Genomic DNA, 24,131 nt, shown 5'->3' with positions numbered 1-24,131 from the left:
TCGTCGGGCCGTTCTCTAGCCGAAAAGGGCGGCGACATCCACCGATTCGGCCATGGCGCGAGCACCGTCGTCGTTGAGGTGCATGCCGTCGCCGCAGTCGAATGCGGGACGGATGAAGTCGGGTCGCTGCGGATCCTCGACCGCTCGCGCCACGTCGAACACCGAATCGAAGACGTCGGTGCCGCGCAGCCATTCGTTCACGCGCTGACGGGTCGGCAACGTCTCGACGATCGGCAGGCCTTCGTAGACGCAGCCGCCGTAGGGTCCGATCGTCGCGGCGTGGATCGTGAGCCCCGCCGCGTGCGCGCGCCGCGCGAGCGTGGTGAAGCCCGCGATCAGTTCCTCGGCGGTCGCGGGCGGCTGTCCCGCCATCCCGCCCAGGATGAGATCGTTGATGCCGAAGTTGATCAGCACGCTCGTCACGCCGGGCACGGCGAGCGCGTCGCGCTCGAAACGAGCCAGGCCCGGCTCGCCGATTTCGTCGGTGAGCAGCCGATTCCCCGCGATGCCCTGGTTGACCACCCAGCCGCGGTCCAGTCGCGCGTTGAGGAAATCCACCGACCTGCGGTTCGCGCCGAGCGTGGTGCCGACGCCTTCGAACCACGAATCGCCGAACGCGACGGCCACCGGCGTCGCCACCGGCGCGAGCACGTCGACACCGGCGACGTAGAACCGCGCGGGCACCTCGTCGACGGTGGTGAGCGCGGCCTCGCCCGCGACGTTTCCGTCCGCGATGTAAGCGGTTTCGCCGGGCTGGTGGGAGAAGGTGGCCAGGCCGGTGGGGCCGGGCAGGTAGAGGCTCAACGCCAGATCCGCTCCCGCCGAGACGGCCAGATCGACGGGATCGCTGAGCACTTCGCCGCCTACCGGCACGATCACCTGTTCGCTCCCGTCGAACCGCAACGCGGCCTCGGTCTCGGCGACGATCTCACTGCCGGTCTTGCGCAGGGCGACGCGGGCGGCGCCGATCGTCAGCGGGGTCTTCCCGTAGCGATTGGTCAGCCGCACCCGCAGCTGCGCGCCGCCGCCCGCCAAGTGCAGCACCTGGCGCACGGTCTGGTCGGTGAACGCGCGCGACTCCGCGAGTTTGATCTGCTCGTCCGGGCGGATCACCGCGGAGCGGAATCCGGCGATCCAGGCGGTCGGCGACATGGGAACCTCCAGTAATTGACGCGAGGAATATTGCGTATGCATATTTCTACGACGACTTAATCCTCATGTCAACTATCCGCAGAGAAACATTCGGGTAGGTTTCCGGTATGGACGTGACCGAGCTGTTCGACGATCCGCGCCTGACCACGATGGGCCTGCTGTTCGAGGCCCACGGCGGTGTGGTCGCCAAGCTGGAGCAGGTGTGGAAGGCGCACGGTCTGTCCGGGCTGGATATGAACGCGCTCATGCGGCTGAGCCGTTCGCCGGGGCGGCGGCTGCGGATGACGGAACTGGCGGTGCAGACCGCGCTGTCCACCAGCGGCGTCACCCGGCTCGTCGATCGGCTGGCGCGTGCCGGGCTGGTGGGACGCGAGCTGGACCCGGGGGATCGGCGCAGCGCGTACGCGGTGCTCACCGATGCGGGCGCGGCGCGGTTGGCGCGGGTGCTGCCGGACTATCTCGCCGCCGTCGACCGCTGGTTCGTCGGATTGCTCACGCCCGATCAGCTCGCGGCGTTGTCGGAGGCGCTGCGGATCGTGCGGGACACTGCGAACCCGGAGGCCACGTTCCGGATGGATTGAGCTCGTCCACCTGTTTCAGAGTCCGCTGATGCCTCTCCCGGTTACGACCGCGCCCATGATCGCGAGCACCAGCGCCATCACCACATGGTTGTTGGCTTGCAGCCAGCTTCGGGTCCACTCCAGGGGTTCGCGGAGCCGGTCGGCGGCGAGGCCGTAGCCGAGGATCACCGCTACCACGCTGGAGGCGGCCAGCACGGTGAACACGACGACCGCGACCGCCTGCTCGCCGACGCTGATTCCAGCCGAACCGATCACCACGCCCGCGGACAGGCACAGCAGCAGGTTCTTGGGATTCACCGCGGAAAGCGCCGCTCCCAGCACGGTGGCCTTCATGGTGGTGAGCTGGTCGATGGCGCGCATCCAGCCCGGCACCGCGGTGTCGGCCCGGGAACGCCACTGTGCGACGGCCAATCCCAGCAGGAGCACCCCCAGCACGATCCGCACCCACGACCCCGCCGCCGAGGGCTGCCGGTCACCGGCCCCGCCCAACGGACCGGCCAGCAGCGCCATGATCACGGTGGCCGCCGCGATCCCGGCCACCCAGCCGAGCGCGAACCCACGGGCGGCGGCGCCGGCGTGGGCCGACAGGATCATCAGGATCGCGGCCAAGATCGGGATCGGGGAGATCGCCACCCCCACCGCCAAGGGAAGCAGATCACCGAGCGCAGCGCCCATCCTCAGGAGAGTAGAGCAGAAGCCCAGCTCATCACTGGTTTATCCGGTCAGGCCCCGTGTCGTTGTCGCATCGTGATCAGTCCGCCGTCCGTTGCCGAAGTGGCCGCTCCGGGCCGATCGCGGAGTTCCTCTGGGGCGCTGGCGGATCTCGGATGCGGGCACCCGGCTCCCGCGTCTGCTCGGCAACGGCTCCCGCGCCGGGTCATCCGGCCGAGACCGCGCCCCGGTGCTCCGCCAGATAGTCCGCCCAGGTCAGCTTGCCGACATCAGCCCCGTCGGTCACCAGGTTGCCGCCCGCGCGGTAGACCCGGCCCGCCTTGCCCGGCACCCGGACGGTCAGCAGCGCACGCCGCTTGCCCAGCAGCGCCACGTAGTCGCGCATCAGCTCGCGCATGCCGATCACCGCGGGCCCGACCAGATCCGGGACGCGCCCGGCGGGCGCGCCGACCGTCAGCTCCGCCAGCCGGGCCGCCACCTCGCGCACGTGCACCGGCTGCAGGCGCACCCCGCCGAGCACCGGGAGCACCGGCGATTTCAGCATCGTGTCCACCAGCTTCGGAACGAAATCGTGGAACTGCGCGGCGCGCAGCGTGGTCCACGGGATGCCCGATCCGGCGACGGCCTGCTCGGCGGCGAACTTGGCGCGGAAGTAGGTCATCGGCAGCAGTTCGGCGGCGGTGACCGAGATGTACACGATGTGCCCGACGCCCGCGGCGGTGGCGGCCCGCAACAGATTCGCGGTCGCCACGTCGTCGCCCTTCGCGTCGCCGGCCAAGTGCAAGATGGTGTCGACGCCTGCGACCGCGGCATCGATGCCTACCCCGCGCAGCAGATCTCCCGCGACGAACTCGACGCCGCCGTCCGACGGACGTTCGGTGCGGCTCACCACGCGCACGTCGGCGCCGGTCTCGCGCAGCAGCGGGAGCACCTCGCGGCCCAGGGTGCCGGTACCGCCGGTGACCAGGATCCTCGCGGTCATGACTGTCTCCGATCTCGTCGGTGCCGATGGGACGTTCCCATCGCTTCACCGAGACGACGACGTGCGCGCGCGGACTGTGACACCAGGGACCACGCCGGCACGGTCGCGTAGGTGGGGGGCTTCGCCGTGCCGTCGCGAGGCGAAGCCGTAGCGGCACAGCGTGGTCACTCGACCGCCGCGCCGAGGCGCGCGGCGAGTTCGCGCAGGTGCGTGCGTAGTTCCGGTGGTTCGTGCACGCGGAAGGGAAACCCGAAGCCCGCGACGTAGACGGCGAGTTCGTCCAGCGAATCGGAACCGGTTCGCAGCACGCAGGATTCGGCGTCCACCGCCTCGATCACGCCGACGGTCGGGGCGATCCGCTCGGCGGCCACTTCGGCGGCGACGCGCAGGGTGATGCGGGCCGCGTAGCGGTACGGCGCGGTCGACACGCCGCGGGAGAGATACCCGGGCAGGTCCGCGTCGGGCGCTGCGCGCGGGGCGAAGCGGGGACCGGTGGGGATGCGCGGCCGCAGGCGGTCGACGCGGTAGGTGCGCCAGTCGGCGCGGTCGACGTCCCAGCCGATCAGGTACCACCGCCTCCCCGTGTGGGCCAAGCGATGCGGCTCGGTGACGCGGAGCGACGTGGCGCCGTCGTGGGCGTGATAGTCGAAGCGCAGGCGATGGTGATCGCGGATGGCGGCCGCGACGGCGGTGAGCACATCCGGGTCGACGGTCGGGCCGCCCGCTGGCACGGCGACGGTGGCCTCGAGGAGCATGCCGACCCGATGGCGCAGCCGTGCGGGCAGCACCTGGTCGAGCTTGGCCAGCGCGCGCAGCGAACTGTCCTCGATGCCCGCGATGGTGCCGCCCGCCGCGGTGCGCAGACCGAGTGCCACCGCCACCGCCTCGTCGTCGTCCAAGAGCAGCGGCGGCAGTTTCGCGCCCGCGCCGAGCCGGTAACCCGCCACGCCGGGCGTCGCATCCACCGGGTAACCCAGCGCGCGCAGCTTGTCGATGTCCCGGCGGACGGTGCGCACGTCCACGCCGAGGCGTTCGGCGAGTGCCGCGCCGGTCCAGTCGCGAGGCGTCTGCAGCAGCGACAGCAGGCGGAGCAGACGCGCCGAGGTTTCCAACATGGGAAAAGTCTGCCCGACAGCTAGGGCATGACCTGTCCTAGGTGATCCATATCGTCGAGCACATGAGCAACGACATCACCCCGTTCCGCATCGACATCCCGCAGCGGCAACTCGACGACCTGCGCTCCCGCCTCGACGCCACCCGCTGGCCCGCCCCGCTGCCAGGGGATGGCTGGGACACCGGCGTGCCGATCGCGTGGCTGCGCGAGCTGGTCGACCACTGGCGCACCGGATACGACTGGCGCGCGGCCGAAGCGCAGCTCAACGCCTATCCGCAGTACACCACCGAGATCGACGGGCAGACCATCCACTTCCTGCACGTCCGCTCGCCCGAGACCGGTGCGCTGCCGCTGCTGCTGACGCACGGCTGGCCGGGCTCGGTAGCCGAATTCCTCGATGTCATCGGGCCGTTGAGCGATCCGAGGGCACACGGCGGCGACCCGGCCGACGCCTTCCACTTGGTCATCCCGTCGCTGCCGGGGTTCGGGTTCTCCGGACCGGTCGCCGAGGCGGGGTGGACCATCGGGCGAATCGCGCGGGCATGGGCGGAACTCATGCGCCGACTCGGTTACGAGCGTTACGGCGCGCAAGGCGGCGACATCGGAGCGGCGGTGAGCCCGGAGGTCGGCCGGAAGGCGCCGGACCGGGTCGTGGGCGTGCACGTCAACGGCACGCCCGGTCTCCCGCCGCTGCCGCTCGTGGAGCGCGAACTGGCGAGCCTGACCGAGCTGGAGCGCGATCGCGTCCGGCGGATACAGGCGTTCATGCGGGAGGAGTACGGCTACATCGCCGTTCAATCCACCCGCCCGCAGACGCTGGCCTACGGATTGACCGATTCCCCGGTGGGACAACTGGCCTGGATCATGGACAAGTTCCGGGAGTGGACCCACCCGCGCGCGGTCGAGCCGGACAAGATCCTGGACCGGGATCGGCTGCTGACCAACGCGATGATCTACTGGCTCACCGGCACCGCGGGCTCGTCGGCCTATGTCGGCTACGCCCAGGACGCCCCGTGGGGCGAGCCGAAGCCGAACTCCGGCGTGCCGACGGCCGCCCTGGTCTTCGCCCACGACGTCGGCATCCGCCGCTACGCCGAGATCGAGAACACCATCACACGCTGGACCGACGTCGACCACGGCGGCCACTTCGCGGCCATGGAGGAACCCGCGCTGCTCACCGCGGACATCCGTGCGTTCTTCCGCGACCTGCGCTGAGCTCCAGCTCCGCGCTGGTATCGCACGCAAGCCACGGCCGTTGATATCTCATGCTGTGAGTTCCCCTGCCGAGCGCCAGGAATTGCGTTCGGCGGCGAAGGCTTCCGCTTGCCTCGCGCGGAATGCCTCGATGGATCCGGCGTTCTCGGCGAGGAATTCCCGATACTCCGCCAACCGGAATTCGCCGTCCTCGGCTCGCACCCGCACGTTTCCCGCGGCGAAATCGGCGCGCAGGTCGAGGAGTTCCTCCGCTTCGACGGGATACCAGCGGATCCGGTCGAAATAACGGAGTAGCCAAGGAGTTTCGGCTCCCGAGGCGGTCCGGTCCGCGCCGGGGGGAACCGGCGCCGCACCGGCTCGGTGATTCCACACCTGTGTGGTGCGTCCGACGAACTGATAGCCGCCCGGTCCTTCCATACCGTAGATGCACAGGTACGCGCCGCCGATGCCCACCGCGTTCTCCGGCGTCCAGGTGCGGGCGGGGTTGTACTTCGTGGTGACCAGCCGGTGCCGGGGATCGGTCGGGGTGGCGACCGGCGCGCCGAGGTAGACGTCGCCGAGGCCGAGAACCAGGTACTCGGCCCCGAACACGGTGTCGTAGACATCGGCGACGGAAGCCAAGCCGTTCATGCGGCGGATGAACTCGATGTTCCACGGGCACCAGGGCGCGTCGGCGCGCACACCGTGCATGTAGCGGGTGATCGCCTCGCGTGTGGAGGGATCGTCCCAGGACAGCGGCAGGTGGACGACCCGGCTGGGCACGATCAGCTGATCGGAGGCGGGCAACTGCGCCTCCGTCTCGGCGAGCAGGTCGAGCAGCGCGGGGACGGACAGGACGTGCGGGTCCACCCGGATCTGCAACGACCGGATGCCGGGAGTCAGCTCGGTGACGCCGCGCACCCCGGTGGCGAGCAGGTGCTGATGCAGCGCGTGCACGCGGGCGCGCAAGCCCAGATCCAAGGTCATGGCGCCGTACTCGACGAGTACGCCGTCGTCGCCCGCGCGACGGTAGGTCACCGCGGTCTCGTCGTCGACTTCGCAGCGGCGCAACACCCCGTCGTCGCCGTCGCCGCCCGCCGAGAACACCGTCGGCCACCCGGCCCGGCGCGCGGGCCCGAGTTCCCGGATCGAGGCCGCTCGGTCACCGCGCACCGGCACGAACCGCACGCTGTCGCCGGGCGAGAGCTGCCCGAGTTTCCAGCGGTCTGCCGCCACGACGGTGACCGGGCAGACGAAACCGCCCAGGCTCGGCCCGTCCGGACCGAGCAGGATGGGCGTGTCGCCGGTGAAGTCCAGTGCGCCGACGGAATACGGGGTGTCGTGGATGTTGGACGGGTGCAATCCCGCCTCGCCGCCGTCGGTTCGGGCCCATTCCGGTTTCGGCCCGATCAGCCGGACGCCGGTGCGGTCGGAGTTGAAGTGCACCTCGTAGTCGGTGCCCACGACGGTCTCGAAGTCGGCGCGGGTGAAGAACTCGGGCGCACCGTGCGGTCCTTCGGTGACCGCGAGTTCCCAGCGCCGGGTCAGCACGGGTTGCTGGTCCATCGGCACGGCCGCCGTGACCCGGCCGTGGTGCGCGCCGAGCGCGAGCGAGTCACCGGCGCGCAACGCGGCCCCGGTGCCGCCGCCGAAGCGGCCCAGCGTGAACGTGGCGGCGCTGCCGAGGTACGTGGGCACGTCGATGCCGCCCGCGATCAGCACGTAGCAGCGCATCCCAGGCCCGCGCACCGCGCCCACGTCCAGCACACCGCCCGCGGGCACCCGCACCGTCCGCCACTGCGGCACGGCGACGCCGTCGACGGTCACCTCCGCCGGAGCGCCGGTGACGCAAACCCAGCCCGGCGCGGTGAACCGCAGCGCGGGACCGCCGAGGGTGCATTCCAATCCGGCGGCGCCCTCGGCATTGCCGAGCGCGCGATTGCCCAGACGGAAGGACAGATCATCCATCGGTCCCGACGGCGGGACGCCGATGTGCCAATACCCGACCCGGCCCGGCCAGTCCTGCACGGTGGTGAGCATGCCGGGGCGAACGACCTCGATCCGGCCGGGTTGCGCGATCTCTTCCGGCCGGGCCACCGGTAGCTCGGCGACGGTCATCGCGACACCACCATGCGCACCGGGGTCGGGTCGAAGCCGTTGCATGGGTTGTTGATCTGCGGGCAGTTCGACACCAGCACCAGCGTGTCGATCTCGGCGCGCAGCGTGACCCGCTTGCCCGGCGCGGACAAGCCGTCCACGATGCCGAGCGTGCCGTCCGCCTCGACCGGAACGTTCATGAACCAGTTGATGTTCGACACCAGATCGCGTTTGCCCAGGCCCCAGCGCAACGCCTCGGTGAGGAAGTTCTCCACGCAGGCGTGCTGGTGGCGGGTGTGGTGGCCGTAGCGCAGGGTGTTGGATTCCTGGGAGCACGCGCCCGCGATGGTGTCGTGGTTGCCCACCTCGTCGGCCACCACCGTCATCAGCGCGGTGCCCGCGTCGGTGCGCAGCACGCTGCCGGTGGTGAGGAAGATGTTGCGCTGGGCGGCGATCGTGGCCTGCGCGCTGTAGCGCTCGGCGTGATCGGCCGCCGAGTACAGCAGGCAGTCCACCGCCTGGTTGCCGCGCAGATCGATGATCTCCAGGGATTCGCCCGCCCGGACCACCGCCGACCAGGGCGAGCGGGCGGGGACGGTCTCGTCGAGCACGATGGTGCGTGCCGTGGTCATGCGGTTGCCTCCAGGGTCAGCGCGGCGGTCCAGGCTTGTTCGGTGTTCTGCACGGCGCGTCGGTATTCCGGGTCGTCGTTGCCGGGAGCGGCGAGTTCCTCCGGCGCGGCCCACGCGACGAAGTCCAGGTCCGTCGCGGGCCGGTCGTCCAGCGGGTGCGCGGAATTGGCGACCAGCACGGTGACCGGCAGGTGCACGAGCAGATCGACGGCGGAGCCGGGGGCGGCGCTGCCGGTCGAGACCAGCGCGCCGTCCTGCCGCACGCGCACGCCCCGGAAGAACGAGACCGTCGGGCCGACGTCGCGGGGCTCGAGGCCGTGTTTCGCGCCCGCGAGCCGCAGCGAGTGGCGGGCCTGGTCGGTCGGCCCGCAGAGTGCGTCGTGGTGGCCGGAGGTGTCGGTGAGCACGGTCGCCAGCACGCGGCCCTGGTCCGACAGCAGCGGATGGCCGCTGCCCAGGTACGCCTGCCACGGCACCTTCACCGTGTCGGCGACGTTCAGGCGCTCCCACGGCGCGTCGGTGCGCACCAGCAGCAGGTGCGCGCAGGCCGCGCCGTCGGGGTCGGACAGGCGGACGCGGGTGCCGCGTCCGAGCGCGATGTTCGCGTAACCGCCTGCCGGAATCCGCTGGGCGAAGGTGATCTTCGAGGCGGCGATCTCCGCGGGGAGCGCTGGACCGGCGATCGTCGCCGCCGCGGCCTGCGCCCGTGCGTGCGCTCGCGCGCTGGAGGTGTCCGCAGTGCTTGTCACGATGATTCCTCTCGGATGCTGGATGTGCGGGTGTGCGGCGGTGCCTGGCGGCGCACCGCCGCATCGAAGGCGCTCAGGCCGGTTGTGGCGCGGGCTCGCCCGCGGTGACGCCGCGGGACCAGCCGACGACGAAGCGATGCACCAGGACGCCGACGGCGAGCACCAGCAGCACGAAAAGCGGTGCGGCCCAGAGCATCCACCAGCCGCCGCCGGCCGGGGTGTATACCTCGGCGCGCGGCCAGGCCAGGTTCACCACCATCGCGACGCCCCAGACCACGGCGAGCGCGTTGACCGGAATGCCGAACCGGCCGAGGCCGAACAGCCGTGCGTCGGTGCCCGCGTCCGGTAGGCCGGTGAACCGGCGCACCAGCAGCGGCACTGTCACCAGCAGGTAGGCCAGGTAGAGCGTGACGATGCAGACGCTGGCCAGCGTCGCGAAGATCGCGGCGTTGCCGAGATTCAGCACCAGCAGGCCGATGCCGAGCGCGCCGATCACGATCGCGGGCAGCACCGGCGTGCCGTAGCGCGGGTGCACCGCGGCGAGCCTGCGGGCGAACGGCAGCTTGCCGTCCCGCGCCATGGAGAACATCAGCCGCGAGCCCGCGGTCTGGATCGCCAAGGTGCATACGGTGATCGCGACCGCGACGCAGCCGAGCAGCACCTTGCCCGCCGGGCTGTCCAGCTTCGCGGTCAGGACGTAGGCCAGGCCGTCGGAGGCCAGCGCGCCGTCGGACAGGCTCGGCGCGGCCATGAGCGCGCCCAGCAGCATCAGTCCGCCGCCGAGCGCCGAGACCGACAGCGCCGTGAGAATGGTGCGCGGCGCGACTTTGCGCGGGTTCTTGGTCTCCTCGGAAAGCTCACCGGCGGAGTCGAATCCGACCATGACGTAGGCCGCCATCAATCCGGACACCAGGAACGCGGCCCAGTAGGGTCCCGGCGCGGCCTGGTCGGTCTCCAGCACCACGCCGGGCCCGCGCTCGGTGTGGGTGAAGAACAGCGCGATGATCGCGAGCACACCGACGATCTCGACCGTGACGCCGATCGAGTTGATCCGCGCCATCAGGTCGATGCCGATCACGTTGATCAGCGTGGTGACCACCAGCAGGATGCTGCCAAGCAGCACGGCGTTGGTCGCGCCGGACGGTGAGGTGAGCGCGGTGTCCGTGCCGACGAGCTGGAATCCACTCCAGATCGATGGCAGCACCACTTGCAGGGCGATCGCCGCAGCGGCGGCCGTGACGATCTGCGCGATGATCATCATCCAGCCCGCGAACCAGCCGACGAGTTCGCCGCCGAGCCGTCGGGACCACTGGTAGATGCAGCCCGAGATCGGGTAGCGCGCGGCGAGTTCGGCGAAGTTGAGCGCGACGAGGAACTGTCCGGCGAACACGATCGGCCAGGTCCAGAAGAAGGCGGCTCCGCCGAACGAATAGCCGAAGCCGAAGAACTGGAAGATCGTGGTCAGGATGGAGACGAACGAGAAGCCTGCCGCGAAGGAGGCGTAGCGGCCGAGCTTGCGGTGCAGCACGGGCTGATAGCCGAACCGGGCGAGGTCGGCGCTGTCACCGGTGAGATCGGGCGGCGGGGTCGGGGCGAGCGTGGTGGCCATGGGCGGTCCTTCGGCGTGGCGGCCAATAACTATCAGACGACAGTTTTGCCGCCGCGATCGCTCATTCGGTGACCTGCGTGTATCGCTTTCGAGACCTTCGGTAACTTCTGTGTTGCGGGGATTTCTATCAAATGACAGAAAACGCACCGCCCGCCGTCGCCGAGCTGTGCGCACGACCACCGCTGCGGAGCTTCCCCGCGCCGACCTGCCAGAATGAACCCGTGGCAAACCTCGGGCCCGGACGGCCGCGTCTCGAACAGCGACGCAGGCGCGGATCGACGCCGCGCGCCGAGATCCTCGACGCCGCAGGCGAACTGTTCACCACCAACGGGTACGCCAACACCTCCACCCGTGCGATCGCCGACGCCGTCGGCATCCGCCAGGCCTCGCTGTACCACCACTTCGCGGCCAAGGACGACATCCTCGACGCGCTGCTCGCCGAAACCGTCGCCGCCCCGATCGAACTGGCCGAACGGCTGCGTGCGGCGTCCGAACCGGTACCGGCCCGGCTGTACGCGCTGGCGCTGTTCGACGTGCGGCAACTGTGCGCGTCGCGCTGGAATCTCGGTGCGCTGTACCTGCTTCCGGAACTGCGCACCGAGCGCTTCGCCGCATTCCGCCTGCGCCGCGACGAATTACGCGGCCACTACGAGACGTTGGCCACGCAGGTACTGGCCGAGGGCGGGGCGGCGAGCGTACCCGGCACCGAGTTGCTGCCGTTCCGGCTGGTGGAGACCGTGATCAGCATCCGCTCCGACGAAGGGGCCGCACCCAGGTACGCGGAGCGCACGATCCCGGGGGCGGTGCTGCGCACGCTCGGCTGGTCCGGTGATCTCGACCCGATCCGGTCCGAGGCGATCGTGCTGCTCGACCGCCTGGCAATGCCCACCTGATAACCGCGACCTCGCGGACGTGCGGCTACCGGTTGCGCTCGATTCCCCGACTCCGATCCTGGCTGTGCCAATAGCCCCGCACGGCTGGCGGCGCATGACCCGGCGGCTCCCGCACCGCCGCCGACCGTGGTTCCGCTCGACCGAGAAGACTCGTGTCTGGGAATTGACCTACGCCGCCGATGCATATGCGTGCTCGTGAGGGACCGGACCAGCTCCGATTGAACGGCCTACCTGGTGGCAGACTCGAGCGGGTTGTGAGAGCCCGATCATGGAAGGCGGCGTCGTGCGGGTAGCGATAGCGGGTGGTGGTACCGGGGGGCACGTTTTTCCCGCGCTCTCTGTTGTGCGCGAACTGCGAGCCGGTGCAGATCAGGTGCAGGTGCTGTGGTTCGGGCAGGCGGACTCGCTCGAACAGCGGACCGCGGCTGCCGACGATATCGATTTCACCGGGGTGGCAGTGGGAAAGCTGCGCCGAGACCGCAACCCGCTACGGATGATGACCCGCGCCAATGCCGTCGACATGGCGCGGGTACCGGTCGGTGTGGCGCAGGCGGTGCGCCGGTTGCGCGCGTTCGCGCCGGATGTCGTACTGACCACGGGCGGGTATGTGGCCGTGCCGGTCGGTGTGGCTGCTGGCGTTCTGCGGGTCCCGTTGGTGGTGCATGAGCAGACGGTTGGGCTGGGTCTGGCGAACCGGGTTTTGGCGCGGGCCGCGACTGCGGTGGCGGTGACCTCCGAAGCGACTGTCGCGGTGTTGCCGCCGCGGGTGGCCGTACGCGCGGTGGTCACCGGCAATCCGGTCCGTGAGGCGGTACTGGCTGGTAGTGGTCCTGCGGCGTTGGACCGGTTCGGGCGCGGGTTCGACCGGGGGCTGCCGACCGTGCTGGTCACCGGCGGTGCGCAGGGCGCCCACCAGATCAATACCGCTGTCGTCGGGGTGCTGAAGTCGCTGTTGGGTCAGGCCAACGTGATTCACCAGGCCGGCGCTGCGGACCTTGCAGGGTTGCGGCAGACGGCGGCCGCGTTGCCTGGCGAGCTGGCCGGTCGCTACTACGTCACCGACTTCATCGACGGTGCGGGGATGGCGGATGCGTTGGCGTTGGCCGAGGTGGTGGTGTGCCGCGCCGGTGCAGGCACGATCGCCGAGCTGACCGCGTTGGGTAAACCCGCGGTGCTGATCCCACTGGCGTCGTCGGCCGGTGGCGAGCAGGTGCGGGCGGCGCGACTACTCGCCGAGGCCGGGGCCGCGATCACGGTGACGGGCACGGTTACCGGTGAGACCGTCGGCGCGGCCGTCACCGGGCTGCTGACCGATCCGGACGCACGCGCCCGGCTGGGCAAGGCCGCGCGGGAGTTGGGGCGCCCGGATGCGGGACAGCGCCTGGCTGGGCTGGTGCGCGCCGTCGCCGTCGGCGAGCCGATCAGGTAGCTGCGGGTTACAGCGCGCCAGCCAGTGCCGTGACGACGGTGGTGACGTCGGTGTCGGTCATGGCGAGGTGAAACGGCAACGACAGCAACTCCGCCGCGGAGTGCTCGGTGGCAGGCAGACGGCGGTGCCAGCGCTCGAAGGCAGGTTGGGTGTGGTTGGGCGGGTAGTGCACACCGACCCCGATGCCGGCCGCTTTCATCCGCGCGAACACCTGGTCACGGTCACGCACTCGCACGACCAGGTTGAACGGCACCGTGTGGTCTATATCGACGTCGACGAGACGCACCTCCTCGAGGTCGGCGAGCGCGCGAGCGTAGCTGCGCCATAGGGCCATTCGCCGATTGATGACGTGGTCGAAGTGAGCCAGTTGGACTCGGCCGACCGCGGCGTGCACGGCGGACAGGTGATACGGCAGACCGAATCCGTTGACGCGGTAGTCGGTGGTGCGAATGCGGGTCAGCTGTGTGGCGCGGATGCCCAGTGTCCGCATGGTACGCAGCCGTTCCGCTTCGCGGCGGTCGCGGGCCACCACCGCGCCGCCCTCGATCGAGGTGATGTTCTTGATCGGGCCGAACGAGAAGCAGGTGAGCTGGCCGGTCGCACCGACCCGGCGCCCATCATGGTGTCGGGAGCCGAAGGCGTGGGCAGCGTCTTCGACCACGGCGATTTCCCGGTCGGCCAGCCGGAGTTCGGTCAGATCGACAGCGCGGCCGCCGTAGAACACCGGGAGCACCGCGCGGGTGTTGACTGTGATCGCGGCCTCGACGGTTTCGGGGGTGACGCATTGGGTGGCGGGGTCGATGTCGGCGAAGCGCGGCACTCCGCCGGTGGCGCGGATGGCGTGAATGGTGGCGCAGAACGTTTGGGAGGGGACCACGACTTCGTCGCCGCGCCATATCCCGACTGCCATCAACGCCATGTGCAGGGCTGCGGTGCCGCGATGGGTCGTGATGACGTCGGCGACGCCGAGGAACGTGGCCAGTTCCTGCTCGAAGAGTTCGGTTTCGGTGTTGTGCCCGTACTGGCCGGCCTCCAGCGCGGCGGCGAGGGCAGCAGTTTCCGGGCCGTGCAGGTACGGGGCGGCGTTGCGGGCGACGGCCGGAGAGTCAGTCGGCGTGAGCATCACGGTCTCCTGTGGTGGTGACGATGGCGAGGGTGTCGACGTATTTGGTGAGCCTCACCCCGGGGCGGTAGGTGAGTCGGTCGTAGTCGATCGGCCCACCGAGCAGGGCAGCAAGGTATTGGCCCGTCAGGTCGGCGCCGGCGGCTTCGGAGGCCAGAAACGCACCGGCGGGCCGTGCGTTGACCTCGGTGATCTGTGGGCCGGTGTCGGTAGCGAAACCCTGCACGCAACACCACCCGCGGATTCCGACCGTGACTAGGGTGGCGCGCACGAGGGCATTGATGTCGGGGTCGGTGAAGGTGCTGGTCACGATCGACAGCCCGCCTTTGGTCAGCAGCCGCCACCGCAGGACGACACCAGCTCGGCCGTCGTCGCCGACGAGACAGTCAGCGGTGAATTCGGTGCCGATGATCCGGGTTTGCACGATCGGGTCCTCGATCAGCAGGCAGGCCGCGCGCGCTCGGTCACGGCCCTGACAAGCCAGGACGCCACGTGATCCCTGGCCCCGACGGGGTTTGACGACGAACTCCCCATCGGAGGGCGCGCCTTCGAGCTGTTCGGGCAGCCACGTTGCCGGGTGTGCGACGCCGGCCGCCGCGAGCGCCTCGGCGAAGGTGGCTTTGTCCCGGCAGGCGGTGACGGCCGAACTCGGCGGCAGCCAGGTCCGCGTACCCAGCGTGTACATTCCGGCGGTCATCTCGATAAGCGCAGGCAGCTCGGCTTCGACGGTGGGGGCAACCGCGTCGACGGCCTCGGTGCCGCACAGCTTCATCAGTGCCGGCCCGTAATGGGTGTCCTCGACATGCGGGCACAGCCGCGGTTCGATCCCGTCCAGTAGTAACCCGTTGGCCAGCGGGTCAGCGTCGACGCCGATGACCGTGGCGCCGAGCTGACGCAGGCGCCGCGCCAGGTCGAAACCGGGCTGGCCGCCGACACCGGTGACCAGGACCCGTGCCTCGCTCACCGCCGGACACCGGCGCCGGCGCGGGCGGCCAGCATCGGCGCCCATAGGTCGGCATTGGCGCGATACCAAGCGATGGTCTCGGCGAGCCCGTCTGCGATGCTGAGCCGGGGCCGGTATCCCAGCCGGGCGATCTTGTCCCAGGTCATCGCGTAGCGGCGGTCGTTGCAGCGGCGATCGGGCACCCGGATGACGCGATCCCAGTCCGCGCCCATCGCGGCCAAGATCAGCCCTGTGAGGGCTTCGTTGGTCAAATCGGTTCCACCGCCCAGGTTGTAGACCTGCCCCGGAGTGCCGTGGCGGCGCACGAGCTCCAGGCCCGCGCAGTTGTCGGCGACGTGCAGCCAGTTCCGCACATGCTGTCCGTCGCCATGCAGCACGATCTTGGTTCCGTGCAACAACGCGGTGATGTGGGCAGGGATGATCTTTTCCGGGTGCTGATGCGGGCCGTAGTTGTTCGACGAGCGAGTCACACACACCGGCACGCCGTGAGTCCGGTAGTAGGACAACGCGATCAGGTCCGCAGCGGCCTTGCTCGCCGCGTACGGCACGGTCGGCGCCATCGGGGCGTCCTCGCTCGCGGCACATTCAAGCGCGGGCCCGTACACCTCATCGGTGGACACATGCACCACCTTGGCGATCCGGTGTCGGAGGGCGGCATCGAGAACCGTCTGCGTGCCTGCCACATTCGTGGCGATGAACCGTGCGGCCTGAGCGAAGGAGTGATCGACGTGTGACTCCGCGGCCAGGTGGACGATTTCGTCGTGTGAAGCCGCCAACTCATCCACCAGGACGGAGTCACCGATATCGCCGGTAACCAGACGCAGCCGCGGCGAGAGCATCGCGGCGCCGAGGTTCTCCGCGTGCCCAGCGTAAGTGAGTGCGTCGAGCACAGTGACCTGCTCGACGTCATCGTGGCCGAGTAGATGCCGGACGTAGTGCGAGCCGATGAAACCCGCACCCCCGGTCACCAGGACTCTGCTCATGTTGTGTCTCCCCGAATCGTATTGGCCGCGAACCACCCCAGGGCAATCAACAGATCAAGCCGGAGGTGGGTCGCTGGGTGTGCAATTTCCCCACGGATGCAGGGTGTTTCGTCAGAGTGGGCGCATACTCACGGGGTACTCACGCACATGCACACCCTGCGCGAACAGGAGCACCGACAGTGACCCCGGCCGAAACCTCGCCCGACAATGCCGTGACGCAGGTCAATGCCTTCGCGCTCGAGTTGCGCCGCTGGCGCGATGTCCGTGGCCTGTCACGCCGGGCACTGGCCGCCAAACTCGGCTACAGCCGCCCGTATGTGTCCAAGATCGAATCCGGCACCGAGAAGCCATCCCGAGAGTTCGCCGCCTGCGCCGAGTCGGCCCTTCAAGCCGGTGGGGCACTGCGGGCCGCGTTCGAGGAGTTCCGCGCCTCCCGCTCCGCCGTCACCCGTCCGGCCGCTGTCGATCTCAGCGACGCTGCCGGGTCACTGGTGGTTGATCACGACGATGCGAGCTTGTCCTTCGACGGGCACACCTACCGGCTGCGCCAACGGCGGCGCCTGATCAACGGCGGCTCCGAACCGATCACCCGCTACCTGATCCGGATCTCGGTCGACCGCTACCCCGGCGACCCCGAGCGATCCAACCAGCTTTATCAGGAACACCCACTGACCTGGGATGAGATCGACTTGCATGCCTGGCACGGCGAACACCGCGCCGAGCCCATGGCCTGGACCGCCCACCATGACCGCGATGCGTTCAAGGAAGTCTGGCTGATGTTCAGCGAACTCGATGGTGGCCGCCACTTCCCGCTCTACCCCGGCCATGCCTGCTGGATCGAGTACGACTACACCGTCTCAGAGGCGCACTGGGGCAACTGGTTTCAGCGCGCGGTCCGCCTACCCACCAACCGCCTGTCGGTGCGGTTGGACTTCCCCGCCGCGCTCGAGCCCTCGGTTTGGGGGCTCCAGACCTCGATGGCGGCCGAAGGTCAGCCGTTCCGCACGCCCATTTCCCAGCAGGTCGACCGGGAACGGCACATCTACGCCTGGTCCACCGACGATCCGCCGCTGCATGCGCGTTACCGCCTCGAATGGGACTTCCGCGGACGCAGCGATGACGAACGCACCCCACCGAGCAAGATCATGGCTGGACTGGGCATCGCGCAGGAAGGTGACGAGATCCTGCGCCAGGTCGCGCGCCCGTTCGACCTGCCGGCCGAAGCCGAAGACGCGCGCCGCGTCGTGGCCGAACTGAATTCAGCCGCCGAACGTGTAGCCCAGGCTCACGTATTCGGCAAGGGGATGGGCATCGCCGCGCCCCAGATCGGCATCAGCCGTGCCGCAGCGATCGTGCGAACCCCCAACGGAGATACCATCACGCTGTTCAACCCACGCATCGTCGAAACCAGCGGGGAAGACGAACAATACGAAGGATGCTTGAGCTTCTTCGACCTGCGCGGGCGGGTACCGCGCCCGTTGACGATCCACGTAGAGCACACCGATATCGACGGCAACACCCGGATCACCGTGTTCGATCGCGGCGTCGCGCGCCTGGTCGCCCACGAGGTGGACCACTTGCACGGACGGCTCTACCTCGATCACATGAAGCCTGGTGCCGAGCCCATCTCCGTGGAGCAGTACCGAGGCACCGGCACGAACTGGACCTACTGACGCGGATGGATAAACCTTCCACCACTAACTGAACCTGGTTTTCACCGCCCCGGCGCCCCAATGGCGGAGGGAACGAACTCGGCTCGGGCGGGGGCGTAAAGGGCGGTGCGCCGGAGGTATTGGAAGTTCCGCCTCTATCAAGCGGTCGCGCCCCTCAGTGCGTCGGCGGCGCGATCTGCCAATGCTCCTGCAACGCGCCCGCGATCTGCGGCAACACGGTCACCGGAATCCGCTTGCGCCGCAGTATCGCCCGGATCTCCGTCACCTGGTCGCGTTTGCGCAGGTCGTACGCTCCCGCGACCGGGCGGACCACCGGGGGAATGGACAGCAGCACCAGTTCGCCGTGCGGTTCGTCGCCGCCGGAGAGGTCCAGCGCCAGTGACCACCGGGCGCGCTCGTCGAGCGTGAAGCGCCCGGCCACCACCCGGTCCCACGAAATACTGGAGACCGTCCACGGCTTGCGCCGGTAGATGGCGTGATCGGTGAGCACGACGGCGTCCCGGGTGAACAGGGCGGTCAGTACCGCGATGCCGACGACCGCTCCGGCCAGTAGGCCGGTGAACACCCGGTTCACCCCGAACGCGGCGACGAACGAACCACAGATCGTGACGGTCGCCAGAACGCCGAGCACGCTGTAGAACACGGCGCGCTGCGTCGGAACGACACCCGCCCGCACCGTTGTCATCTCACCTACCTGTTCATGGCGCATATCCGGCCACCGTACCGTTTCGCGTTCCGGCCGCGCACCTGGCCGTTCCCAGATGTGACCGGTGCTCAGAGGGTCAGCGGGACCGCGGCCTCGGCCGTGTACACCAGGAACGTCAGGCTCTGCTGGAAGTACAGCTGCACCGACGTGCTGTCGTGCGACAGGTAGCCGATGGACAGGTCCTGGCCGATGCGCAGATCGAAGTCGCCGCCGCGGGTGGTGAGCACGATCGCACCGTCGATGGCGGGCGCCCAGATGATCTCCCCTTCCGGGATCAAGCGCTCGATATGCGTGCGGATCATGTGGCCGTGGTCGGAGGTCTCGCTGACCGCGGTGTACAGATCGGCGCTGAGCAGCACCGAGTACGGCCCGTCGACACCGGCCAGCCGCAGCGCGGTCAACGCCTGCGCGATCGACTCGGGGACCAGCCTGGTGTCGCTGGGCAGCGTGATCGGATCGTTGGACGAACTCGCGCGGATGCCGGTGATCTGCGCGGTCGGATAACCCTCGAAGATCGCCCGGTCCTCGGCGAACGCCATCTTCTTCGCGGCGTCCTTCACCGGGTCCAGGTCGGCGTCCTGCGCGCCGCGCTCCACGTTGTCGAGTTCCTCGCGGTCGAGCGTGAACGGCACGCGCAGTTCGACCAGCGGCGCCACCACTCGCTGACGGGCGAACACCCCCGCGTCCGGTGCGTCGATCGGCGTGGTGTGCCCCGTGCCCACCGCGGAGTAGTCGACGCCGTGCGGACCGGACAGGTCGACGACGCGCCGGCCCGCGATGTGCCGCTTGAACGTGCGCGTCGCCTCCTCCTCGATGGCAGCCCACGCCTCGGACGTGATCGGCGCTAGTTCGCGATGGAGGTTGTTCATGACCGGATGCTCCTTTTCAACGAGCCGATACCGAGGGCGCCGTCGCCCGCGGGCGCGGCGATGCCGGGCAGATCTGCGGGACCAGCGCCGTCGGTGTCCACGGACACCGCGGATTCCGCCGCCTCCCACGGCGCGGGCGGCAGATCGTCGAGGAAATCGACGGTGGGTGCGAAGAACGAGGTGCCGGTGTGGGCGACGGAGAAATCCAGGATGCGGTCGTAAGCCGCCTCGTCGGTGCCGAGGAACATGCGGGTGAGCATGCGTTCGGTGACGCTCGGTGTGGCCGCGTAGGCGATGTAGTAGGTGCCGAACACGCCCTCGCGCACGCTGCCGAAGGGCATGTTGCCGCGCAGGATCTGGCGTTCGGTGCCGTCGGGATCGATCAGCGTGTTGACCTCGACGTGCGAGTCGGCGGGCTTGACCTCGTCGGGGAGTTCGAAGTCGTCCAGTTTGGTGCGGCCGATGACGCGCTCCTGCTCTTCCACCGTCAGCGCGCGCCAGTCCGTCAGTGGATGCGTGTACTTCTGCACGATCACGTAGCTGCCGCCGGTGAACTCCGGGTCCTCGTCGCCCACCAGCGCCGCCGCGTAGGCCGCGCGACCTTCCGGATTCTCCGTGCCGTCCACGAAACCGAGCAGATCGCGCTGCTCGAAGTAGCGGAAGCCGACGGTCTCGTCGATGATCGTCCCCGCACCGGCCAACCGGTCGGCGATCGCCATGGCCAGCTCGAAGCAGGCGTCCTGCACCTCGGCCTTGATGTGGAACAGCAGGTCGCCGGGAGTGGCGGGCGCGGTGTGGCGTTCGCCGACGTAACCGGGGAATGGATGCAGCTCAGCCGGTTTCGGCCCGGCGAACAGTCGGTCCCAGGCGTCGGAGCCGATCGACGTGACGCAGGTGAGGTTCGCGCCCGGCAGGCGGAAGCCCACCGAGCGGCGCAGGCCGGTGATGTCGGCGAGCAGGTCGCGGACCGTCGCCTCGCCACCCTCGTCGATCGTGGCGACCAAGAAGATCGCGGACGGTGTGAGCGGTTCGAGGATCGGCTGCGGCTCACCCATGATCGACACCCTAGTGCCCGGCCGGTCCGGCCGGAGCGCGGACCCGCATCGTGGTGGCTACATCGCCACCGTCAGCAGGAACGCGACGTCATCGATCGCCTTGACGCTGTGGCGCGCCTTGGGCACCACGATCAGGTCGCCTTCGGAGCCTTTCCATTCGTTGGCGCCGCTGAGCAGCACCAGCGTGCCGCTGAGCACCTGCAACGTGGACTCGCCGGTGTTGTCGTGTTCGGCCAGGCTGTGCCCGGCGATCAGGCCGACCACCGTTTGCCGCAGCGTATGCGTGTGGCCGCCATAGATTGTCTGTGAACTGCGCCCGCTCGTGGCGAGGGCGGCCAGCTTCAGTTGCTGGCGCGCTACCGCAGTCAGCGATTTCTTTTCCATGGACCGCCTTTCGCAGAGCATCACAGCCGATGCCGGGCTGCTGGCAACGGCTCGAGGCGTTCGACCGGACGCGGGTCCGGCCGCCCGCATATCGAGGAGTATGCCCGAGTCCGCCGCGGCGCGGGCCGGGTTTCACCGGCCCCGCCGGTGTGGGCGGCGTTCGGCGTGGCGCGTTAAGCGGACCGCCGGGTGTAGTGCCGGATGCGGAAGCGCAGCCCGGTCTCCGAGGTGCGCCACGGCTCCGGGTGGTCGGGCCGCCACTCCGGTCCGATCGACGGCGCGAAGGCATCGCCATCGACCGCGGTATCGATCTCGGTGACGCGCAGGTCGGTCGCGAACTCGAGCGCGGCGCGGTAGATCTCGCCGCCACCGGCCACCCAGACCGCGTCCGGAGCGCACCTGGCCAGCGCCTCCGGCACCGACGACGCCCGCTCGGCCCCTTCGGCCGACCAGTCCGGCTGTCTGGTCACCACGATGTTGCGCCGCCCGGCCAGCGGCCGGAACCGCGGCGGCAGCGAATCCCAGGTCCGTCGGCCCATCACCACCGGGTGTCCCCAAGTGACGTCCTTGAAGTGCGCCATGTCCTCGGGCAGCCGCCAAGGGATGGCGTTGCCGGATCCGATCACCCCGTCCAGGGTCTGCGCCCAGATCAGCCCGACCGTCCGTTCGCTCACACCGCCACCGGGGCCTTGATGGCCGGATGGTGCCGGTAGCCGACTACCTCCACGTCCTCGTAGCGGTAGTCGAACAGCGTCGGAGCGGGATGCAGCCGCAGCGTGGGGAACGGGTAGGGGTCGCGGCCGAGCTGCTCGGCGACCTGATCGAGGTGGTTGTCGTAGATGTGGCAGTCCCCGCCGGTCCAGATGAAGTCACCGGGCGTCAGCTCGGTCTGCTGGGCGATCATGTGGGTCAGCAGGGCGTAGCTGGCGATGTTGAACGGCACGCCGAGGAACAGGTCGGCGCTGCGCTGGTAGAGCTGGCAGGACAGTTTCCCGTCGGCCACGTGGAACTGGAAGAACGCGTGGCAGGGCGCGAGCGCCATCTTGTCCAGGTCGGCGACGTTCCACGCCGAGACGATGATGCGCCGGGAGTCGGGGTCGGTGCGCAGCGTGTGCAGCACCTGGGAGATCTGGTCGATGTGCGTTCCGTCCGGCGCGGGCCACGACCGCCACTGCACGCCGTAGACCGGGCCGAGTTCGCCGTGCGCGTCCGCCCATTCGTCCCAGATGGAGACGCCGTGCTCGCGCAGCCAGCCGATGTTGGAGTCGCCGCGCAGAAACCACAGCAACTCGTAGACGATCGACTTGAGATGCACCTTCTTCGTGGTGATCAGCGGGAAGCCCGCCGCGAGGTCGTAGCGCAATTGGTGGCCGAAGATGCTGCGCGTTCCGGTGCCGGTGCGATCGGCTTTCTTCGTGCCGGACGCCAGCACCAGCCGCAACAGGTCCTCGTACTGGGTGTCGGGAGCCGATGCCGGAGCGAGCGCGTCATGAGCCACGTCTGGCAACTCTAGTCTTCGCGCTCGAACACTCGGCGAGCCGATCGGGCGCGTCCCGAACCACGCGGTCCGCCGCGGCCCTGGCAAGCTCGAGCCCATGCGCAAGCTCTACGTGATCGGCATCGGTGCGGGCGACCCCGACCAGGTCACCGTGCAGGCGGTCAAGGCGATGCGGCAGGTCGAGACGTTCTTCGTCATCGGCAAGGGCGAGGCCAAGCGGGAACTGGTCGACGTGCGGACGGCGATCCTGGCCGAGCACATGGATCGGCCGTACCGGATCGTGCCGATCGCCGACCCGCCGCGGGACCGCACCCCCGCCGATTACCTGGACGTGGTCGACGACTGGCACGATCGCCGCTCGGCGGTGCTGGAATCGGCGTTCGCCGCGGCCGACGGCGTCGGCGGCATCCTGGTCTGGGGTGATCCCGCGCTGTATGACAGCACGCTGCGGATGATCGAGCGGGTGCTCGCCCGGGGCGTGGTGAGTTTCGACTACGAGGTCGTTCCCGGCATCACCAGCGCGCAGGCACTGGCCGCGCGGCATCGGATCGTGCTGCACGGCATCGGCGAACCGGTGCGCATCACCACCGGCCGCCGTCTGCGCGAGGAGGGACTCGGTGCCGAGAACGCGCTGGTGATGTTGGACGGCGACTGCTCGTTCACCGCGATCCCGGACGCGGACGTGCACATCTGGTGGGGCGCCTACCTCGGCATGCCGGACGAGACGTTGATCGAGGGGCCGCTGGCCGAGGTGGGGGAGCAGATCGTCCGGCGTCGCGCCGAGCTGCGCGACCGGAAGGGCTGGATCATGGATATCTATTTGCTGCGCCGGGGGAGGTGAGCGGCCCGCTTCCGCGCGAGAACCGGCAGGTTGTCGGTAGGGCTGGGTAGTCTGAACCCCGTGCCCGAGCTACCGGAAGTGGAGGCGTTGGCTCAGTTCCTTCGGGAGCATGCGGTCGGCGCCGTCGTCGGCCGTGTCGACGTGGCCGCGCTGAGCGCCGTCAAGACGTTCGAGCCCCCGGTCACCGCACTGTCGGGTCGAGACGTCACCGGCGCGGGCCGCTGGGGCAAATTCCTCGGATTGGAATGCGACGGGTTGTGGCTGGTCACGCACCTGTCGCGCGGTGGATGGCTGCGCTGGATCGACGACCCGAGTCCCACGCCGCCCAAGCCGGGCGGCAAGAGCCCGCTGGCATTGCGGGTGCACTTCTTCACGCCCGAAGGGGCGACGCCCGCGTTCGACCTCACCGAGGCGGGCACGAAGAAGCGGCTCGCGGTGTACGTGGTGGCGGACCCGAAGGCGGTGCCCGGCATCGCGCGACTCGGACCCGACGCGCTGGAGGTGACCGAGGCGCAGTTCGCCGACATCCTGCACGGCACCTCCCAGCGGATCAAGACCGCGCTCGTGGACCAAGCGCTGCTGGCGGGCGTCGGTAACGCCTACTCCGACGAGATCCTGCACACCGCGCGGATCTCGCCGTTCGCGAACACCAAGACCCTCCCGGCCGACAAGGTGGCCGAGCTGTACACCGCCATGCGCACGGTGCTCACCGACGCGGTGCAACGCTCGGTCGGCCAGGACGCCGCTCGCCTCAAAGGCGAGAAGCGCTCCGGTATGCGGGTGCACGCCAGGACCGGGCAACCCTGCCCGGTCTGCGGCGACACGGTCCGCGAGGTCTCCTACGCCGAACGGTCCTTCCAGTACTGCCCCACCTGTCAGACCGGTGGCAAGGTCCTCGCGGACCGGCGGATGTCGCGCTTGCTGAAGTAGC

At 69.4% G+C, this 24,131-nt stretch carries 24 protein-coding genes; 7 read left to right on the top strand and 17 right to left on the bottom strand.

All coding sequences use genetic code 11. The features are described 5' to 3' along the window. Positions 1-15: 15 nt before the first annotated feature. Positions 16-1,152: a GDSL-type esterase/lipase family protein gene (locus tag ON21_RS24525; RefSeq protein WP_039801259.1), complete on the bottom strand. Its 1,137-nt coding sequence runs from the start codon at positions 1,150-1,152 to the stop codon at positions 16-18. 107 nt (positions 1,153-1,259) lie between these two features. Between ON21_RS24525 and ON21_RS24520 the strand changes: the two genes are divergently transcribed. Next, positions 1,260-1,733, top strand: coding sequence for a MarR family winged helix-turn-helix transcriptional regulator (locus tag ON21_RS24520; protein ID WP_039801257.1), 474 nt, complete (start codon positions 1,260-1,262; stop codon positions 1,731-1,733). Positions 1,734-1,748: 15 nt separating this feature from the next. Here ON21_RS24520 and ON21_RS24515 read toward each other — a convergent pair whose 3' ends face one another. From ON21_RS24515 to ON21_RS24505, 3 genes are all read right to left on the bottom strand, one after another. Next, on the bottom strand, positions 1,749-2,408 hold the full coding sequence (locus ON21_RS24515) for a GAP family protein (protein WP_039801254.1): 660 nt from the start codon (positions 2,406-2,408) through the stop codon (positions 1,749-1,751). A gap of 202 nt (positions 2,409-2,610) precedes the next feature. Beyond that, positions 2,611-3,387, bottom strand: a complete 777-nt coding sequence (locus tag ON21_RS24510) for an SDR family oxidoreductase (protein WP_039801252.1) — start codon at positions 3,385-3,387, stop codon at positions 2,611-2,613. Positions 3,388-3,551: 164 nt separating this feature from the next. Next, positions 3,552-4,502, bottom strand: a complete 951-nt coding sequence (locus ON21_RS24505; protein ID WP_039801250.1) for a helix-turn-helix transcriptional regulator — start codon at positions 4,500-4,502, stop codon at positions 3,552-3,554. Positions 4,503-4,564: 62 nt separating this feature from the next. Between ON21_RS24505 and ON21_RS24500 the strand changes: the two genes are divergently transcribed. Then, the gene (locus ON21_RS24500) at positions 4,565-5,716 is read left to right on the top strand and encodes an epoxide hydrolase family protein (protein WP_039801334.1); all 1,152 of its coding nucleotides are present in this window, start codon (positions 4,565-4,567) and stop codon (positions 5,714-5,716) included. A gap of 48 nt (positions 5,717-5,764) precedes the next feature. Here ON21_RS24500 and ON21_RS24495 read toward each other — a convergent pair whose 3' ends face one another. The 4 genes from ON21_RS24495 to ON21_RS24480 all read right to left on the bottom strand — a co-directional run bounded on the left by ON21_RS24495 (position 5,765) and on the right by ON21_RS24480 (position 10,782). Continuing rightward, on the bottom strand, positions 5,765-7,813 hold the full coding sequence (locus ON21_RS24495; protein WP_083880856.1) for a 5-oxoprolinase/urea amidolyase family protein: 2,049 nt from the start codon (positions 7,811-7,813) through the stop codon (positions 5,765-5,767). Next, entirely contained in the window at positions 7,810-8,424 is a 615-nt protein-coding gene (locus ON21_RS24490) for an urea amidolyase associated protein UAAP2 (RefSeq protein WP_039801249.1), read from the bottom strand. Before ON21_RS24490 ends, ON21_RS24495 begins: the two co-directional genes overlap by 4 nt. Then, positions 8,421-9,173, bottom strand: a complete 753-nt coding sequence (locus tag ON21_RS24485) for a DUF1989 domain-containing protein (protein WP_039801247.1) — start codon at positions 9,171-9,173, stop codon at positions 8,421-8,423. Before ON21_RS24485 ends, ON21_RS24490 begins: the two co-directional genes overlap by 4 nt. Positions 9,174-9,246: 73 nt before the next feature. Next, on the bottom strand, positions 9,247-10,782 hold the full coding sequence (locus tag ON21_RS24480; protein ID WP_039801245.1) for an amino acid permease: 1,536 nt from the start codon (positions 10,780-10,782) through the stop codon (positions 9,247-9,249). A 221-nt stretch (positions 10,783-11,003) separates the two neighbouring features. Between ON21_RS24480 and ON21_RS24475 the strand changes: the two genes are divergently transcribed. Beyond that, a complete protein-coding gene (locus tag ON21_RS24475) occupies positions 11,004-11,675 on the top strand; it encodes a TetR/AcrR family transcriptional regulator (protein WP_039801330.1) in 672 nt (223 codons plus the stop codon). 268 nt (positions 11,676-11,943) lie between these two features. Next, a complete protein-coding gene (locus ON21_RS24470; protein ID WP_039801239.1) occupies positions 11,944-13,104 on the top strand; it encodes a UDP-N-acetylglucosamine--N-acetylmuramyl-(pentapeptide) pyrophosphoryl-undecaprenol N-acetylglucosamine transferase in 1,161 nt (386 codons plus the stop codon). Positions 13,105-13,111: 7 nt separating this feature from the next. Here ON21_RS24470 and ON21_RS24465 read toward each other — a convergent pair whose 3' ends face one another. The 3 genes from ON21_RS24465 to ON21_RS24455 are packed head-to-tail and all read right to left on the bottom strand — an operon-like array spanning position 13,112 to position 16,174. Next, positions 13,112-14,227: a DegT/DnrJ/EryC1/StrS family aminotransferase gene (locus tag ON21_RS24465; RefSeq protein ID WP_039801236.1), complete on the bottom strand. Its 1,116-nt coding sequence runs from the start codon at positions 14,225-14,227 to the stop codon at positions 13,112-13,114. Then, positions 14,211-15,191: an ATP-grasp domain-containing protein gene (locus ON21_RS24460; RefSeq protein WP_039801328.1), complete on the bottom strand. Its 981-nt coding sequence runs from the start codon at positions 15,189-15,191 to the stop codon at positions 14,211-14,213. Before ON21_RS24460 ends, ON21_RS24465 begins: the two co-directional genes overlap by 17 nt. Then, complete coding sequence (locus tag ON21_RS24455) at positions 15,188-16,174, bottom strand: dTDP-glucose 4,6-dehydratase (RefSeq protein WP_039801227.1); 987 nt, start codon at positions 16,172-16,174, stop codon at positions 15,188-15,190. Before ON21_RS24455 ends, ON21_RS24460 begins: the two co-directional genes overlap by 4 nt. 179 nt (positions 16,175-16,353) lie before the next feature. Between ON21_RS24455 and ON21_RS24450 the strand changes: the two genes are divergently transcribed. After that, a complete protein-coding gene (locus ON21_RS24450) occupies positions 16,354-17,847 on the top strand; it encodes a peptide deformylase (RefSeq protein WP_051021292.1) in 1,494 nt (497 codons plus the stop codon). A gap of 154 nt (positions 17,848-18,001) precedes the next feature. Here ON21_RS24450 and ON21_RS24445 read toward each other — a convergent pair whose 3' ends face one another. From ON21_RS24445 to ON21_RS24420, 6 genes are all read right to left on the bottom strand, one after another. Beyond that, a complete protein-coding gene (locus ON21_RS24445; RefSeq protein ID WP_039801225.1) occupies positions 18,002-18,532 on the bottom strand; it encodes a hypothetical protein in 531 nt (176 codons plus the stop codon). Positions 18,533-18,621: 89 nt separating this feature from the next. Continuing rightward, on the bottom strand, positions 18,622-19,422 hold the full coding sequence (locus tag ON21_RS24440; protein WP_039801223.1) for a family 1 encapsulin nanocompartment shell protein: 801 nt from the start codon (positions 19,420-19,422) through the stop codon (positions 18,622-18,624). Beyond that, positions 19,419-20,477 carry a Dyp-type peroxidase gene (locus ON21_RS24435; RefSeq protein ID WP_039801217.1) on the bottom strand — a complete coding sequence of 353 codons (1,059 nt, stop codon included), beginning with the start codon at positions 20,475-20,477 and terminating at the stop codon, positions 19,419-19,421. The genes ON21_RS24440 and ON21_RS24435 overlap by 4 nt, the downstream gene beginning before the upstream one ends. Before the next feature lie 57 nt (positions 20,478-20,534). Next, positions 20,535-20,861, bottom strand: a complete 327-nt coding sequence (locus ON21_RS24430; RefSeq protein WP_039801215.1) for a cupin domain-containing protein — start codon at positions 20,859-20,861, stop codon at positions 20,535-20,537. Positions 20,862-21,034: 173 nt separating this feature from the next. Further along, entirely contained in the window at positions 21,035-21,535 is a 501-nt protein-coding gene (locus ON21_RS24425) for a dihydrofolate reductase (RefSeq protein WP_039801212.1), read from the bottom strand. After that, entirely contained in the window at positions 21,532-22,359 is an 828-nt protein-coding gene (locus ON21_RS24420; protein ID WP_051021291.1) for a thymidylate synthase, read from the bottom strand. The genes ON21_RS24425 and ON21_RS24420 overlap by 4 nt, the downstream gene beginning before the upstream one ends. Positions 22,360-22,456: 97 nt before the next feature. Between ON21_RS24420 and cobF the strand changes: the two genes are divergently transcribed. Beyond that, the gene (cobF, locus tag ON21_RS24415; protein ID WP_039801209.1) at positions 22,457-23,200 is read left to right on the top strand and encodes a precorrin-6A synthase (deacetylating); all 744 of its coding nucleotides are present in this window, start codon (positions 22,457-22,459) and stop codon (positions 23,198-23,200) included. Positions 23,201-23,260: 60 nt separating this feature from the next. Then, complete coding sequence (locus ON21_RS24410) at positions 23,261-24,130, top strand: Fpg/Nei family DNA glycosylase (protein WP_039801208.1); 870 nt, start codon at positions 23,261-23,263, stop codon at positions 24,128-24,130. The last annotated feature ends 1 nt before the right edge of the window (position 24,131 follow it).

The sequence above is a fragment of the Nocardia araoensis NBRC 100135 genome (genome assembly GCF_000308435.1).
Taxonomy (GTDB): Bacteria; Actinomycetota; Actinomycetes; order Mycobacteriales; family Mycobacteriaceae; genus Nocardia; species Nocardia araoensis.
This window is presented reverse-complemented; position numbering and strand designations above follow the sequence as displayed.